Origin of the sequence: Streptomyces sp. NPDC012769 (assembly GCF_042901205.1) — a bacterium.
GTDB lineage: Bacteria > Actinomycetota > Actinomycetes > Streptomycetales > Streptomycetaceae > Streptomyces.
The window spans coordinates 517,971-532,049 of the sequence record NZ_JBIBCP010000001.1; the positions used below are offsets into that span (position 1 = coordinate 517,971).

Genomic DNA, 14,079 nt, shown 5'->3' on the forward strand with positions numbered 1-14,079 from the left:
GGCCGTGCCGACTTTTCCCCCGCCCGGCCCAATGTCCGGCGCGCCCGGCCCGCCGACGCGCGGCGGGGCGGCAGGGTCGGCAGGGCGGCCGCCGCGGAGGCCGCGCGCGCGGCAGGAAGACGCGTGAAGCGGCGGATCGTCGGCGGACCGCCAGAATACGTGGAGACGCGCATGTTCCTTCGCAGGCACCGGAACCGCTGGAACGCGCGGGCGAAGGACGCGGCCGTCCGCGGGTTCGACGCGGCCGACGGCCGGCTCCCGCTCGCCGAGCTCGCGCGTGGTGCCCTGCGCAAGGCGTTCCCCGACCACTGGTCGTTCCTGCTCGGGGAGATCGCCCTCTACTCGTTCGTCGTCCTGCTGCTGACCGGTGTGTACCTCACCCTGTTCTTCGACCCGAGCATGGTGGAGAGCACCTACACCGGGCCCTACCGGCCGCTGCGGGGGCAGCGGATGACCCAGGCGTACGCCACGACCCTGCACCTCAGCTTCGAGGTGCGCGGCGGCCTGCTGATCCGGCAGGTCCACCACTGGGCGGCGCTGGTGTTCGTGGCCGCCATCGCCGTGCACATGCTGCGGGTCTTCTTCACGGGGGCCTTCCGCAAGCCGCGGGAGGCGAACTGGGTGCTGGGCGTGACCCTGTTCATCCTCGCGCTCCTGGAGGGCTTCGCCGGCTACTCCCTGCCGGACGACCTCCTCTCCGGCACGGGCCTGCGCACGGCGGCCACCATCATGGGATCCGTGCCGCTGGTCGGCACCTATCTGGAAATGGCCGTGTTCGGCGGCGAGTTCCCCGGTCATGTGGTCATTCCCCGGCTGTACGTGCTCCACGTCCTGCTGGTCCCGGGGCTGCTCGTCGCCCTGGTGACGCTGCATCTGCTGCTGGTGTTCTACCTCAAGCACACCCACTGGGCGGTGCCCGGCCGGACCAACCGGAACGCGGTGGGCCAGCCGATGGTCCCGCACTTCGCCACCAAGTCCACGGGCCTGTTCCTGCTGGTCTTCGGGGTGTTGACGGTCATGTCCGCCGTGGCCCAGATCAACCCCGTATGGAATTACGGCCCCTACCGCCCCGACCAGGTCTCGGCCGGATCCCAGCCCGACTGGTACGTCGGCTTCCTGGAGGGCGCGATGCGGCTGATGCCGGCGTGGGACACCGTGGTGGCGGGCCACACGATCATGTGGAACGTCTTCGTGCCGACCCTCGTCCTGCCGGGGGTCCTGTTCACCGGGCTGCTCTGCTATCCCTTCATCGAGAAGTGGGCGTCGGGGGACCGCGCGGAGCACCACCTCTGCGACCGGCCGCGAAACCGCCCCGCCCGCACCGGTCTCGGCGTGGCCGGCATCACCTTCTACGCCGTGCTGCTGCTGGCCGGCGGCAACGACCTCATCGCCTTCGTCTTCCGGGTCTCGATCGAGACGATCACCTGGCTGCTCAGGGTGGCGCTGGTGCTCGCCCCGGTGCTCGCCTTCGCCGTCACCAAGCGCGTCTGCCTCGCCCTGCAGGCGGCGGACCGCCGCCGGCTGACCGAGGGCGAGGAGACCCGCGAGGTCTTCCAGGAGGTGCAGGGCCGTCTCTCCGGCCGTCACCGGCCCGTACCGGCCGGTGTGCGCTACCGCCTGCTGATGCGCGAGGTGCCGGAACCCCTGGAGCCGCAGGCGCCGCCGGAGGGAGGCCCTGTCCCCCGCCGTCTGCGGTTGCGGGCCGCCCTCAGCCGGTTCCTCCTCGCCGACCGGGTGGAGCTGCCGGCCGCGGAGAAGGAGCGGGCCGCCGTTTCCGAGCGCACGGCGCCGCCCCGCCGGGACTGACCCCGCCGGGACCGTCCCCGTCGGCCCGTACGGCTCACCGCCCCTCGTCGTCCTCCGCCGCGTACTGGAACACCAGGCCGCCCACGCCCGCCGCCAGGACGCCGAGGCCGAGCAGGGCGAGCCACAGCCCGTACACCACGCCGAGCGCGAGGACGGCCGCCCCGACGGCCGTGAGCACGGGCCAGCGGCTGTGCGGCGGGAAGAGGCCGAGGGAACCGTACCGCTCCCGGACCTCGCCGTCCCTGCGGTCCTCGGGCCGTTCGCCGTTCAGACGGTGGTTGCGGGCGAAGAAGAAGCTCACCAGCAGCGCCATCAGGAAGGCCACGGTCAGCGCGGCGGTCCCGGCGGGCTCGCGCGCCCACACCGCGTACAGCACGTCCACCACGAGGAAGAACCCCGCCGTGCCCGCGAACACCACCGACTCGGTCCTCATCGCCGCTGCCCCCGTCCCTCCCGTTCGGCCCGGGCCACCGGTTCCGCCCGGGTCTGGGTGGGCGCCGGGAACTCCGGGTGGTGCAGGTCGAAGGCCGGCGAGTCGGACCGTACGCGGGGCAGGGCGACGAAGTTGTGGCGCGGCGGCGGGCACGAGGTGGCCCACTCCAGCGACCTGCCGTGGCCCCAGGGGTCGTCCACGCCGACCGTGCCTCCCCGGGCACGGGTGCGCGCGACGTTGAAGAGGAACGGCAGCGTCGACAGGCCCAGCAGGAAGGAGCCGATCGACGAGATCGTGTTGAGGAGGGTGAACCCGTCGGCCGCCAGGTAGTCGGCGTAGCGCCGTGGCATGCCGCCCTGCCCCAGCCAGTGCTGCACCAGGAAGGTGACCTGGAAGCCGACGAAGAGGGTCCAGAAGTGGACGGCGCCGAGGCGCTCGTCGAGCATGCGGCCGGTCCACTTGGGCCACCAGAAGTAGAAGCCGGCGAACATCGCGAAGACCACCGTTCCGAAGAGCACGTAGTGCAGGTGCGCCACGATGAAGGAGGAGTCGGTGAGGTTCAGGTCCAGCGGGGGCGAGGCGATCAGCACTCCGCTGAGGCCGCCGAGGAGGAAGGTGACGAGGAATCCGAACGCGAACAGCATCGGGGTCTCGAAGGACAGGCTGCCGTGCCACATGGTGCCGATCCAGTTGAAGAACTTGACGCCCGTCGGCACGGCGATGAGGAACGACATCAGGGAGAAGAACGGCAGCAGCACGGCCCCGGTCGCGAACATGTGGTGGGCCCACACGACGGCGGACAGCATGGTGATGCCGATGGTCGCCCCGACCATCCCGACGTAGCCGAAGAGGGGCTTCCTGCTGAACACCGGGATGATCTCGGAGATCACCCCGAAGAACGGCAGCGCGACGATGTAGACCTCCGGGTGTCCGAAGAACCAGAACAGGTGCTGCCACAGCAGGGCGCCGCCGGAGGCCGCGTCGAAGGTGTGGGCGCCGAACTTCCGGTCCGCTTCGAGGGCGAGGAGCGCCGCGGTGAGCACGGGGAAGGCGAGCAGGGCGAGGACGGAGGTCAGCAGCACGTTCCAGGTGAAGATCGGCATCCGGAACATCGTCATGCCCGGGGCCCGCAGGCACACGATCGTGGCGACGAAGTTGACCGAGGTCAGGGTGGTGCCGACGCCCGACAGGACAAGCCCCATGGTCCACAGGTCACCGCCCGTGCCGGGCGAGAAGACCGGGCCGTTCAGGGGCGCGTACGCGAACCAGCCGAAGGACGCGGCGCCGCCCGGCACGACGAGGCCGGAGATCACCATCAGCCCGCCGAGGAGGAAGAGCCAGTAGGTCAGGGCGTTGAGGCGGGGGAAGGCCACGTCGGGGGCGCCGATCTGCAGGGGCATGACGGCGTTGGCGAAGCCGGCGAACATGGGGGTGGCGAAGAGCAGCATCATCACCGTGCCGTGCACGGTGAACAGCTGGTTGTACTGCTCGGCGCTGACCAGGGACAGTCCCGGCCGGGCCAGCTCGGCCCGCATCAGCAGGGCGAGCAGGCCGGCGAAGAGGAAGAACGCGAACGCCGTGACCATGTAGAGGTAGCCGACGACCTTGTGGTCGGTGGTCGTCAGCAGGCCCATCAGCCGCACCCCGGACCGCACCCGCCGGTCGTCCGTGGCCGGTGTCCCGGGCCGCGTCGTCGCGTCGCCGTCCGGCACCACGCTGTCCCGCCGCATTCGTCGTGCACCCCAGTGTGTCGTTCGGAAGGCCCGTGTCGCGATCCTTCCGCCGAACGCGGCGCCACGTCCGGTGCCAGGCGTCGACGCGCCCGTAATTCACCCCCTCACCCCCTCGCCGGCGTCGCGGCGAGGGGGTGAGGGGGTGAGGGGGTGAGCGGTTCGGGTCAGGGCTCGTCGGGGCGATGGCCGGTGGGGATGCCGCCGTCCGGGGCGACTCCCTTCTCCGCCCGTGCGGCCCGGCCGCCCCGGTCCCGGCGGTCGTCGCGGTGCTCCGCGCCCGGCGCCTTCTCGTCGTCCTTGTGGGCCTGCCTGGCCTTGAGCTCGGCGAGGTCCTTCGGCGTGGCCGCGCTCCTCCCGCCGTGTCGCTGCGCGCGGCTCTGCGGATCACTCATGACCGCCTCCTCGTTGTCGGGGTCGGCTCGGTCTGTCCTTCCGCGTCTCCCCCGCGAAGCCCGGGGCATGCCTCCCGGGCCCGTGGGCATGGGCACGGGGGTGAACACGGACGCGGGCACCGACGAGAGCGTGAACGGTGGGGGTGACGCCGGACGGGTGATGCCGGAGGTGCCGACCTTCGGCGTCGAGGAGGAGTACTTCCTCGTCGAACCCGGCTCCGGGCGGATCAGCGACGCCGCCGGGCGGGTGCTGGCCCGCGCCCGCTCGGAGGACGGCTTCGCCGACACCCTCACCGGCGAGTTCACCCGCTACCAGATCGAGGGGCGCACCCCGCCCTGCACGAGCCTGGCGGAGCTGCGCGCGGAGCTCGGGGCGGTGCGACGCGCCGCCGCCCGTGCCGCGCGCGCCGAGGGCCTGCGACTGTGCGCCTCCGGCACGCCGGTGCTCGGCCGGGCGGCCACGGACGCGATCGGCGATCACCCGCGCTACCGGGCCGGCCTCGCGCAGTACCGCTCGATGATGCGCGACTTCGCGGTCTGCGCCCAGCACGTGCACGTCCACTGCCCGGATCCCGCGCGCGCGGTGCTCGTCGGCAACCACCTCAGGCCCCTGCTGCCGGCGCTGGTGGCCCTGAGCGCGAACTCGCCGTACCACGAGGGTCGCGACACCGGCTACGCAAGCTGGCGGACCGTGATCCGCCAGCGCTTCCCGTGCCTGGGGCCGCCGCCGTACGCGGAGTCGCTCGCGGAGTGGGACCGACGGGCCGAGGCCGTCACGGCCACGGAGGCGATGCTCGATCCGGCGATGCCGTTCTGGGACGTGCGCCCGAACCCGCGGCTGCCGACCGTGGAGATCCGCTGCCCGGACGTCTCCGCCGACCTGGAGACCGCCGTCCGCCTGGCGGCGCTGGCACGGGCCATGGTGACGGCCGCCGACCGCGAGGTCACGCGCGGCGATCCGGGCCCCCGGCTCGGCGCGGAGGAGTTGCGGGCCGCCTGCTGGCAGGCCGCGCGGGACGGCGTGACCGGCCCGGCCGGCGAGTCGGCCCTCCGGTTGGTGACGCGGGTGCGTGAGCCCCTGGAGGCGGCGGGTGACCTGGAACCGGTCGAGTCCCACGTACGGCGTCTCGTGGCCGGCGGTAGCGGAGCGGACGCGCAGCGGGAGGCGGCCCGGGAGGCCGGGCTGAAGGGGGTGGTGCGCCGACTGGTGACGCAGAGCGAGACGGAGCCGGAGACGGAGGCCGCGCAGGACCAGGGCTCTCGGGGCTGACGTCTCGGCCGGCGCGGCGCTCCGGTTCAGGTCACGAGGCGGGCTCGTGCTCGTGCCCGGGTTCGGCCAGGGTGATCACCAGGACGTCGCGGTGGGCGGCACGTCCGGGGTCGTGGGGCCGTACCGCCGAGACTCCGTGGAGGGTGCGGCGGTCGTCGCCGAGGAGCAGCGTGCCGGGCTGGTCCATGACGGTCTGGAAGAGGGGCGCCCCGTCGGGGTGGTAGACCGTGCTCTCGCCGCCGTCCGCGTTGCCCCGGTCGACCAGCAGGGACGACACCAGGGTGACTCCGTCGCGGTGCACGCCCTCCGGCGTGGGTTCCCCGTCCCGGCCGGCGGTCGCCACGACCCGGAAGGGGTGGATCTTGACGGTCCACTCGGGCGGGTCGGCGAGCACGGACGCCGCCTCGGCCAGCAGTCGCAGGATGTCCGTCAGGAGCGGGTCGGCCATGAAGGCGTCGGTGAGCGGTTCGAAGTGCCGCTCCCGTCCCACGTACAGCGGGTTGCTGTCCCCCGGTTGGAGGAAGGCCCCGTGCGGCCGGGGGCGTCGCTCTCCCGTGCGGCTCAGGCCGAAGTGCCCGTAGCGGCGCATCCGCAGGGAGCCCGAGGAGTGCAGATAGGGGTCGGGCACGAGCTCGTCCCAGTGGCGGTCGAAGGCCGCCCACCGCTCGGGGTCCGTGCCGAGCCTCCGGGCGGTCTCCTCCGCGGAGATGAGACAGGCTCCGGGGTCGGCCAGCTGTCGCGTGAAGGGTTCGAGGTCGAGGTTCAGGTCGAGGTCGCTCATGGCCGGGCGGTTGCCCCGGCTCTCGCGCCTCATGCACCCGCCCCGACGCACCGCTCCGTCAAGCGCCTGGTATGCGGCACACGTCCGTCCGGCGCACTCCGTCCGGCGCACTCCCTCGGCGCCCGGCGTCAGTCGGCGCCGCGGACGATGTGCCGCTCCGGATCCGCTCCGTCCTCTGCGTTCACGGCCATCTCCACGTGTCAGGCCCCGGCACCCATGGCCGGAGCGCTGTTGTCTTCACCTACCCGTCACCCTGCCGGAGAGTCGGAGTTTTCGCACAGAAGTTCAACTTTCTCCCGATTCGCTGAGAAAGGCGGTGTACGCGAGGAGTAGCGCTGCTCCAGCGGGGTAACAGCCCGCCGCCACGGCACACGCGCGGCCACCCGCACGAAACGGTCGGGTGGCGGCCCCCCGGACCCCGGGTGAGACTGACTGGCGATGCGTGCAACGCCCCGAGGGCCGACCGGTCCCGGGCTGCGGCGGCAAGGACCGCCCTGAGCCGCGGCTCGTCTCCCCCACTGCTCGGGTTGAGGAGATCCCCCATGGCCATGTCCCACGCCCCTCGTTGGGGACACGCCGTCGTCACCGGAGGTTCCGGTTTCGTCGGATCCCATCTGTGCGCCGCGCTCCTCGCCGGCGGCACGGAGGTGACCTGCGTCGACGACTTCAGCACAGGAACGCCCGCCAACGTGGCGGAACTGCGGGACCATCCCGGGTTCCGGTTGGTGGAAGCGGATGTCCGCGAGCCGTTCACGGTGGACCGGGATCCGGATCTGGTCCTCCACTTCGCCTCGCCGGCGTCCCCCGCCGACTATTTGCGGCTGCCCGTGCACACCCTGGAGACGGGCAGTCTCGGCACCCGCAACGCGCTCGCTCTGGCCCACGCCTGCGGTGCGCGCTTCGTCCTCGCCTCGACCTCCGAGGTCTACGGCGATCCCGAGGAACATCCGCAGAGCGAGCGGTACTGGGGCCATGTGAACCCGATCGGCCCCCGAAGCGTCTACGACGAGGCGAAACGCTTCGGTGAGGCGCTCACCACCGCCGCCGCGCAGGCCCGCGGCACGGACACCCTGATCGTACGGCTGTTCAACACGTACGGACCGCGTATGCGCGGCTACGACGGACGTGCCGTCCCCACCTTCGTACGACAGGCGCTCGCCGGCGAGCCGCTCACCGTCGCCGGCGACGGGCGGCAGACCCGTTCGCTGTGCTACGTCGACGACACCGTGCGCGGTGTCCTCGCGGCCGCGGCGCACGGCATGCCGGGGCCGGTGAACATCGGCAACCCGTCCGAGATCTCCATGCTGGACCTGGCCCGCTGGATCATCGAACTGACCGGTTCGCGCTCCACTGTGCGCTTCGTCGAACGGCCCGTGGACGATCCCGCCGTGCGCTGCCCCGACATCACCCTGGCCCGCGACAAGCTCCAGTGGCAGCCACAGGTCCCGGCCGATCAGGGGCTGCGACGGACGATCGAGTGGTTCCGGTCCCAACAGACCGAATGAGACCGGCCGTTCGTCTCCCGTGTCTCCCGCCCCGGTCTCCTCCGCCCCTCTCCGCCGCTCCCCCGGGCGCACCGCGCCGCATTCCACCGGAAGGCCCCGCTCATGCGTGTTCTCGGCATCAACGCCCTCTTCCACGACCCAGCCGCCGCCGTGGTCGTCGACGGGATGACCGTCGCCGCCGCCGAGGAGGAGCGTTTCTCCCGACGGAAACACGGCAAGCGACCAGTGCCCTTCTCCGCCTGGGAGCTGCCCGAGCAGTCCGCGCGATGGTGCCTGGAGCGCGCGGGGCTGCGCCCCTGCGACATCGACGTGGTGGCGTATTCGTACGATCCCGGACTGGCCCGGCCCGCCGACACCCTGGGTCTCGACGACCCCTGGGACAGCCTGCGCCAGGCCTACGCCCGGCACGCGCCCCGGTTCCTGGCGACGGCCCTGCCCGGTCTGAACCCGGAGGCGGTCCGGTTCGTCGGCCACCACATGGCACACGCCGCGTCGGGGGCGTTCGCCGCCGAGGCCGCCGAGAGTTCGTCGGTGCTCGTGCTCGACGGGCGCGGCGAGTGCGCCTCGCACCTGGCCGCGCGGCGCGTGGGCGACCATCTGGAGCCGCTGCGCGCCCAGTTGCTGCCCGACTCGCTGGGCCTGGTGTACGAGGAGCTCACCGAGCACCTCGGATTCCTGCGCTCCTCCGACGAGTTCAAGGTGATGGCGCTCGCCTCGCACGGCAGGCCCCGGATGGCGGACGAGATCCGGCGGTACGTCCATCCCACGGGCGACGGCGGCTTCCGGGCCCACGGGGTGCCGTGGGCGGAGCTGTGTCCGCCGCGCGGGGCCGACGAGCCGTGGACCGCCGACCACGCGGACCTGGCCGCCAGCGCGCAGGCCGTCCTGGAGGAGACCCTGCTCGACCTGGTGCGGTGGCTGCACGGCGAGACCCATGACAGCGTCCTCACCCTCGCCGGCGGCGTGGCCCTGAACTGCGTGGCCAACTCGCGGATCGCGCGCGAGGGTCCCTTCTCCCGCGTCTGGGTGCAGCCCGCCGCGGGTGACGCGGGCACGGCGCTCGGCGGGGCGCTGCTGCTGTCGGCGGAGGCCGGCGAGCAGCCGTCGCCGATGCCGGGGGCCGCGCTCGGCCGGGAGTGGTCGGACGCGGAGATCGCCGGACGGCTGAAGACGGCGGCGGTCCCCTTCGACCGTCCGCCGGACATCGCCGTCGCCGTGGCGGAGGTGCTGGCCGCGAACGGGGTGGTGGCCTGGTTCCAGGGGCGTTCGGAGTTCGGCCCGAGAGCGCTCGGGCACCGCTCGCTGCTCGCGCATCCGGGGCACGCCGGCAACCTGGAGCGGCTCAACGACATCAAGGGACGCGAGCAGTTCCGGCCGGTGGCGCCGATGGTGCTGACGGAACGGTCCGCCGAGATCTTCGACGGCCCGCTGCCCAGCCCGTACATGCTCTTCGTCCACGAGGTCGCGCCGGAGTGGCGCGACCGTATCCCGGCCGTCGTCCACGTCGACGGCACGGCGCGGATCCAGACCGTGGACCGCCGTCACGAGCCGCTGGTGGCCCGGATGCTGGAGGAGTTCGAGCGGCTGACCGGTTTGCCGGTGGTGGTCAACACCAGCCTGAACACGGCGGGCCGTCCGATGGTGGACGATCCGCGCGACGCCCTGGAGTGCTTCGGCTCGACGCCGGTCGACCTGCTCGCGATCGGGCCGTTCGCGGTCCGCAGGAGCGAGATGTTCGCCGGTGCCGGGACGAACGGATGGAGCGTCACGGCGGCCGACGGGGGTGACGCCCGGTGAACGCCCCTTTCCAGTCGCCGAGTTACGCGGTCGTCGTGCCGACGACGGGCCGGCCGAGCCTGCGGCTCTGTCTGGAGGCCCTCGCGCGGTCGGGCGGCCGGCCGCCGACCCGGGTGGTCGTCGTGCACGACCGGCCGGGGCCGGACGGCACCGTGCCCGAGCTGCCGGTGCCGCACGAGCTGCGCGGGGTCACCACGGTGGTCCCCGGCCTGGCCCGGGGGCCCGCCGCCGCGCGGAACGTGGGCGCGCGCCACGCCGGCGACGTGCCGTGGATCGTCTTCCTCGACGACGACGTCGTGCCGTCCGCCCGGTGGGGCGAGGACCTGGCCCGGGACCTGGCGGCGGCGTCGACCGGAACGGCCGCCGTGGCGGCGCGGATCGAGGTGCCGCTGCCCGACGACCGGCGCCCCACGGACGGGGAACGGAACACCGCCGCGCTGGCCACGGCACGGTGGATCACCGCGGACATGGCCGTACGGCGCGAGGCGCTGGAGGCGGTGGGAGGCTTCGACGAGCGCTTCCGCCGGGCCTTCCGCGAGGACGCGGACCTCGCGCTGCGGCTGCTCGACGGCGGCTGGGTGCTCGCCCAGGGTCGTCGCCGCACCGCCCATCCGCCACGGCAGGGCGGCCGCTGGCTCTCGGTGCGCCAGCAGGCGGGCAACGGCGACGACGTGCTGATGCGGCGGCTGCACGGCCCGGACTGGCGCACCCGCGCCGGTGCGCCGCGCGGCCGGCTGTCGCGCCACCGGGCCCTCACGGCCGCCGGCGCGGCCGCCCTGGGCCTCGCCGTCACCGGTCGCCTTCGGGCCGCGGCGGTGTGCGGCGCCGTGTGGGGCGCCGGTACGGCCGAGTTCACACTCGCCCGCGTCCTGCCGGGCCCGCGCACCCGCGCGGAGGTCCTCGACATGGTCCTCACCAGCGCGGTCATCCCGCCGGCCGCGACCTGGCACTGGCTGCGCGGCCTGGTCGCCCACCACAACGCCCGCCCCCGCCCGCCGGCCCGGCCGCCGGAGCCGAGCGGCGCCGCGATCACGGCCGAGACACGTGCGGAGGCCGTGTCATGACCGCCGACGGCACCCGCTCGGCTCCACCGCTCGACCGGCGAGCGGACCGGAGCGCGCCCCCCACGGCGACCGCCGTACGGAGCGGCCGCGCCGGACACGAGAGTGCGGCCGCGCCGGGCCCGGCGGGGCCGGGCGGGCGGACGACGGACGGGCCGACGGACGGGCGAGCGGCGGAGGAACGACCGACGCACGGACGGACGCCGGAGGAACGACCGACGCACGGACGGGCGGCAGACAGGCGAGCCGCGGACTTGAGCGCCGTCGGCGGACCGTGGCTGTTCGGTGGACCGTGGCCGTACGGCCCGTCGCCGTACGGCGGACCGCGAGAGCGGTCCGTCGCGGACCCGGCAGTCGGCGACCCGGCCACCGTGGGCCCGGCTGTCACGGACCCGCCCGTCCCGGGCCCCGCTGCCATGGACCCGGCTGTCGGCGACCCGGCCGCTGGCGGCCCCGGCGCCCGGGGCGCCGTCGGACCGGCCCCGGATGCGGTGCTGTTCGACCGGGACGGGACGCTGATCGTGGACGTGCCGTACAACGGCGATCCCGAGCGGGTGGTGCCGCTGCCGGGTGCCGAGGAGGCCGTCGCCCTGCTGCGGTCGCGCGGGATCCCCGTCGGGGTCGTGAGCAACCAGTCCGGGGTGGCCCGCGGTCTTCTGACGAGACGCCAGGTGGACGCGGTGCGGCAGCGCGTGGAGGGCCTGCTCGGGCCCTTCGGGGTGTGGGCGGTGTGCCCGCACGGCCCGGACGACGGCTGCGGCTGCCGCAAGCCCGCACCCGGACTCGTACTCGCCGCCTGCGCCAAGCTGGGCGCGCGGCCCTCCCGTACCGTCGTGATCGGTGACATCGGCTCCGACATGGCCGCCGCACGGGCGGCCGGCGCTCGGGGCGTGCTCGTTCCGACGCCGGTCACCCTGCCCGAGGAGATCGCCGCCGCGCCCCGTACCGCGCCCGACCTGATGACGGCGGTGCGGGTCGCGCTCGGCGTGCCGTCGTCAGGGTCGTCGTGGTCATCGTCGTCGTTGTCGTCGGACCGCGCCGTCGACCGGGGCGGTGCCCGGTGAACGCCCGTCCGCGCACGCTCGTGGTGCGCCTCGACAGCGCCGGGGACGTGCTGCTCGCCGGTCCGGCCGTGCGGGCCGCCGCCGCGCATTCGTCGTGGACTGCGGTGCTGTGCGGCCCCCAGGGCGCGCCCGCCGCGCGGATGCTGCCCGGCGTGGACGAGGTGCTGGTGTACGAGGCGCCGTGGGTGGGTCTCGAACCGCCGCCGCTCACCCCGGACGGCGTGGCGCGACTCGTGGAGAGCGTGGCGGCCGGCCGGTTCGACCGGGCGCTCGTCCTCGTGTCGTACCACCAGAGCCCGTTGCCCGCCGCGCTGCTGCTCCGGCTGGCCGGGGTGCCGTGGATCGGCGCCGACAGCGAGGACTACCCGGGGGCGCTGCTCGACCTAAGGCACCGGCGCGGCGACGGCCGGCACGAGGCCGAGGCGGCGCTCGACCTGGCGTTCGCGGCGGGCTTCCGGCTGCCGCCCGGCGACGACGGCCGGCTCCACGTCGGCGCCGTGCCGGACACGACCCACCTGACGGGCAGCGGCCCGTACGTCGTGCTGCACCCGGGGGCCGCCGTCCCGGCGCGCGCCTGGAGCCCCGGCCGGGCCGCCCGGGCGGTGACGGCTCTCCACGAGGCCGGCCGCCGGGTGGTGGTGACCGGGGGTCCGGCGGAACGCGCGCTCACGGCGCGGGTGGCCGGCCGGCACGGCCTGGACCTCGGCGGGGCGACCACGGGCCTGGACGAGCTCGCGGGCGTCCTCGCCCGTGCCGACGCCGTGGTCACCGGCAACACCGGGCCCGCCCATCTCGCGGCGGCCGTCGCGACACCGGTGGTGTGCCTGTTCGCGCCGGTGGTCCCGGCCGAGCGCTGGCGGCCCTACGGGGTGCGGCATGTGCTGCTCGGCGACCAGCGGGCGGCCTGCGCGCTGACCAGGGCCCGCGTCTGTCCCGTGGCGGGGCATCCGTGCCTCGACGGGGTCGGCGACGCCGAGGTGATCGAGGCCGTGGCCTCGCTCCTGGAACCGGACCCGGGGCCCGCTCCCCCCAAGGCCCCGTACGACCACGACGGGCCGCCCCGCACGGAGGGCCCGCACGGACTCGCCGCGCGCCGGGACCGGCCGGCCGCCGCCACCGCACCGGCCGCCGCCACCGCACCGGCCGCCGCCACCCCACCGACCGCGGCGACCGCGGCGACTGCGGGGAAAGCCACGACCGCCGTGTCGGGGGCGAGAGGAGGAACGACCGCATGAACATCCTGCTGTGGCACGTCCACGGATCCTGGACGACGGCATTCGTCCAGGGGCCGCACACCTACCTGACACCCGTCACGCCCGATCGCGGCCCCGACGGGCGGGGCAGGGCCCAGACCTTCGCGTGGCCCGACTCGGTCCACGAGATCGCGCCGGACCGGCTCCGGGACGCGCCGGTCGACCTGGTCGTGCTCCAGCGGCCCCACGAGGAGGAGCTGGCCACACGATGGCTCGGCGGCCGACGGCCCGGCAGGGACGTTCCGGCGGTGTACGTGGAGCACAACACCCCCCGTGGTGACGTTCCCCTGACCCGGCATCCGGTGGCCGACCGCCGGGACCTGACCCTCGTGCACGTCACCCACTTCAACCGGCTGCTGTGGGACAACGGCACGACCAGGACCGCCGTGGTCGAACACGGCGTCGTCGACCCCGGCCACCGCTACACCGGCGACCTCGCCCGAGCCGCCGTGGTGATCAACGAGCCGGTGCGGCGCGGCCGTTACGTCGGGACGGACCTGCTGCCCGAGCTGGCGCGGGCGGTGCCCCTGGACGTCTTCGGGATGCGGACCGAGGGACTGGCCGCGCACCTGGGACTGCCTGAGGAACGGTGCCGCACGGCCGACCTCCCCCAGGCACGGCTCCACTCGGCCATGGCGGAACGGCGTTTCTACCTCCACCCGGTGCGCTGGACGTCCCTCGGCCTTTCCCTGCTCGAGGCGATGCACCTCGGCATGCCCGTCGTCGCGCTCGCCACCACCGAGGCGGTCGAGGCGGTACCCGCCGGTGCCGGAATCCTGTCCACACGACCGGAGGTGCTCGCGCGAGCGGCCCGGCGCTACCTCGACGACCGCGACGCGGCCGCCGCCGACGGCGCCCGGGCCCGTCAGGCGGCCCTCGAACACTACGGCCTCAAGCGCTTCCTGGACGACTGGGAGCGCCTCATCGCGGAGGCGTGCTCATGACCCCTCTCCATTCGAACTCCTCGGCGTCCCCGCCCTCCTC

Annotated in this window: 11 protein-coding genes and 1 pseudogene; 8 read left to right on the top strand and 4 right to left on the bottom strand. The window is 74.1% G+C overall.

The genetic code is table 11. From position 1 onward, the window contains the following. The first annotated feature begins 171 nt into the window (after positions 1 to 171). The gene (locus ACFY7C_RS02405) at positions 172 to 1,806 is read left to right on the top strand and encodes a cytochrome bc complex cytochrome b subunit (protein ID WP_389642486.1); all 1,635 of its coding nucleotides are present in this window, start codon (positions 172 to 174) and stop codon (positions 1,804 to 1,806) included. Positions 1,807 to 1,840: 34 nt separating this feature from the next. Here ACFY7C_RS02405 and ACFY7C_RS02410 read toward each other — a convergent pair whose 3' ends face one another. The 3 genes from ACFY7C_RS02410 to ACFY7C_RS02420 form a co-directional block, all read right to left on the bottom strand. Beyond that, on the bottom strand, positions 1,841 to 2,239 hold the full coding sequence (locus ACFY7C_RS02410; protein ID WP_389642488.1) for a cytochrome c oxidase subunit 4: 399 nt from the start codon (positions 2,237 to 2,239) through the stop codon (positions 1,841 to 1,843). Continuing rightward, on the bottom strand, positions 2,236 to 3,873 hold the full coding sequence (gene ctaD, locus ACFY7C_RS02415; protein ID WP_389645893.1) for a cytochrome c oxidase subunit I: 1,638 nt from the start codon (positions 3,871 to 3,873) through the stop codon (positions 2,236 to 2,238). Before ctaD ends, ACFY7C_RS02410 begins: the two co-directional genes overlap by 4 nt. A gap of 263 nt (positions 3,874 to 4,136) precedes the next feature. Next, positions 4,137 to 4,364: a hypothetical protein gene (locus ACFY7C_RS02420; protein WP_389642491.1), complete on the bottom strand. Its 228-nt coding sequence runs from the start codon at positions 4,362 to 4,364 to the stop codon at positions 4,137 to 4,139. A gap of 67 nt (positions 4,365 to 4,431) precedes the next feature. Here ACFY7C_RS02420 and ACFY7C_RS02425 point away from each other — a divergent pair, with 67 nt between their 5' ends. After that, entirely contained in the window at positions 4,432 to 5,634 is a 1,203-nt protein-coding gene (locus ACFY7C_RS02425) for a YbdK family carboxylate-amine ligase (protein WP_389642494.1), read from the top strand. A gap of 31 nt (positions 5,635 to 5,665) precedes the next feature. Here ACFY7C_RS02425 and ACFY7C_RS02430 read toward each other — a convergent pair whose 3' ends face one another. Further along, positions 5,666 to 6,448 carry a 2OG-Fe dioxygenase family protein gene (locus ACFY7C_RS02430; RefSeq protein ID WP_389642497.1) on the bottom strand — a complete coding sequence of 261 codons (783 nt, stop codon included), beginning with the start codon at positions 6,446 to 6,448 and terminating at the stop codon, positions 5,666 to 5,668. Positions 6,449 to 6,957: 509 nt separating this feature from the next. On the opposite strand from ACFY7C_RS02430, the gene ACFY7C_RS02435 reads away from it, so the two are divergent. The 6 genes and pseudogenes from ACFY7C_RS02435 to ACFY7C_RS02460 all read left to right on the top strand — a co-directional run bounded on the left by ACFY7C_RS02435 (position 6,958) and on the right by ACFY7C_RS02460 (position 14,039). Further along, a complete protein-coding gene (locus tag ACFY7C_RS02435) occupies positions 6,958 to 7,920 on the top strand; it encodes an NAD-dependent epimerase/dehydratase family protein (protein ID WP_389642499.1) in 963 nt (320 codons plus the stop codon). 102 nt (positions 7,921 to 8,022) lie between these two features. Continuing rightward, positions 8,023 to 9,717: a carbamoyltransferase gene (locus ACFY7C_RS02440; protein ID WP_389642502.1), complete on the top strand. Its 1,695-nt coding sequence runs from the start codon at positions 8,023 to 8,025 to the stop codon at positions 9,715 to 9,717. Continuing rightward, the gene (locus ACFY7C_RS02445; RefSeq protein ID WP_389642504.1) at positions 9,714 to 10,781 is read left to right on the top strand and encodes a glycosyltransferase family 2 protein; all 1,068 of its coding nucleotides are present in this window, start codon (positions 9,714 to 9,716) and stop codon (positions 10,779 to 10,781) included. The genes ACFY7C_RS02440 and ACFY7C_RS02445 overlap by 4 nt, the downstream gene beginning before the upstream one ends. Before the next feature lie 413 nt (positions 10,782 to 11,194). Then, on the top strand, positions 11,195 to 11,842 hold the full coding sequence (locus ACFY7C_RS02450) for a D-glycero-alpha-D-manno-heptose-1,7-bisphosphate 7-phosphatase (RefSeq protein WP_389642507.1): 648 nt from the start codon (positions 11,195 to 11,197) through the stop codon (positions 11,840 to 11,842). Next, positions 11,839 to 12,849, top strand: a pseudogene (locus ACFY7C_RS02455) (glycosyltransferase family 9 protein); the annotation flags it as partial. The gene ACFY7C_RS02450 and the pseudogene ACFY7C_RS02455, both read left to right, overlap by 4 nt. 224 nt (positions 12,850 to 13,073) lie before the next feature. Next, complete coding sequence (locus ACFY7C_RS02460) at positions 13,074 to 14,039, top strand: glycosyltransferase (protein ID WP_389642509.1); 966 nt, start codon at positions 13,074 to 13,076, stop codon at positions 14,037 to 14,039. The last annotated feature ends 40 nt before the right edge of the window (positions 14,040 to 14,079 follow it).

What these genes read in the sequence shown, in the direction of transcription:
- ACFY7C_RS02435 (WP_389642499.1), top strand. Translation starts at nt 6,958, where the DNA reads ATGGCCATGTCCCACGCCCCTCGTTGGGGACACGCCGTCGTCACCGGA.
- ACFY7C_RS02460 (WP_389642509.1), top strand. Translation starts at nt 13,074, where the DNA reads ATGAACATCCTGCTGTGGCACGTCCACGGATCCTGGACGACGGCATTC.
- ACFY7C_RS02405 (WP_389642486.1), top strand. Translation starts at nt 172, where the DNA reads ATGTTCCTTCGCAGGCACCGGAACCGCTGGAACGCGCGGGCGAAGGAC.
- ACFY7C_RS02440 (WP_389642502.1), top strand. Translation starts at nt 8,023, where the DNA reads ATGCGTGTTCTCGGCATCAACGCCCTCTTCCACGACCCAGCCGCCGCC.
- ACFY7C_RS02410 (WP_389642488.1), bottom strand. Translation starts at nt 2,239, where the DNA reads ATGAGGACCGAGTCGGTGGTGTTCGCGGGCACGGCGGGGTTCTTCCTC.
- ACFY7C_RS02430 (WP_389642497.1), bottom strand. Translation starts at nt 6,448, where the DNA reads ATGAGGCGCGAGAGCCGGGGCAACCGCCCGGCCATGAGCGACCTCGAC.
- ACFY7C_RS02450 (WP_389642507.1), top strand. Translation starts at nt 11,195, where the DNA reads ATGGACCCGGCTGTCGGCGACCCGGCCGCTGGCGGCCCCGGCGCCCGG.
- ACFY7C_RS02420 (WP_389642491.1), bottom strand. Translation starts at nt 4,364, where the DNA reads ATGAGTGATCCGCAGAGCCGCGCGCAGCGACACGGCGGGAGGAGCGCG.
- ctaD (WP_389645893.1), bottom strand. Translation starts at nt 3,873, where the DNA reads ATGGGCCTGCTGACGACCACCGACCACAAGGTCGTCGGCTACCTCTAC.
- ACFY7C_RS02425 (WP_389642494.1), top strand. Translation starts at nt 4,432, where the DNA reads ATGCCTCCCGGGCCCGTGGGCATGGGCACGGGGGTGAACACGGACGCG.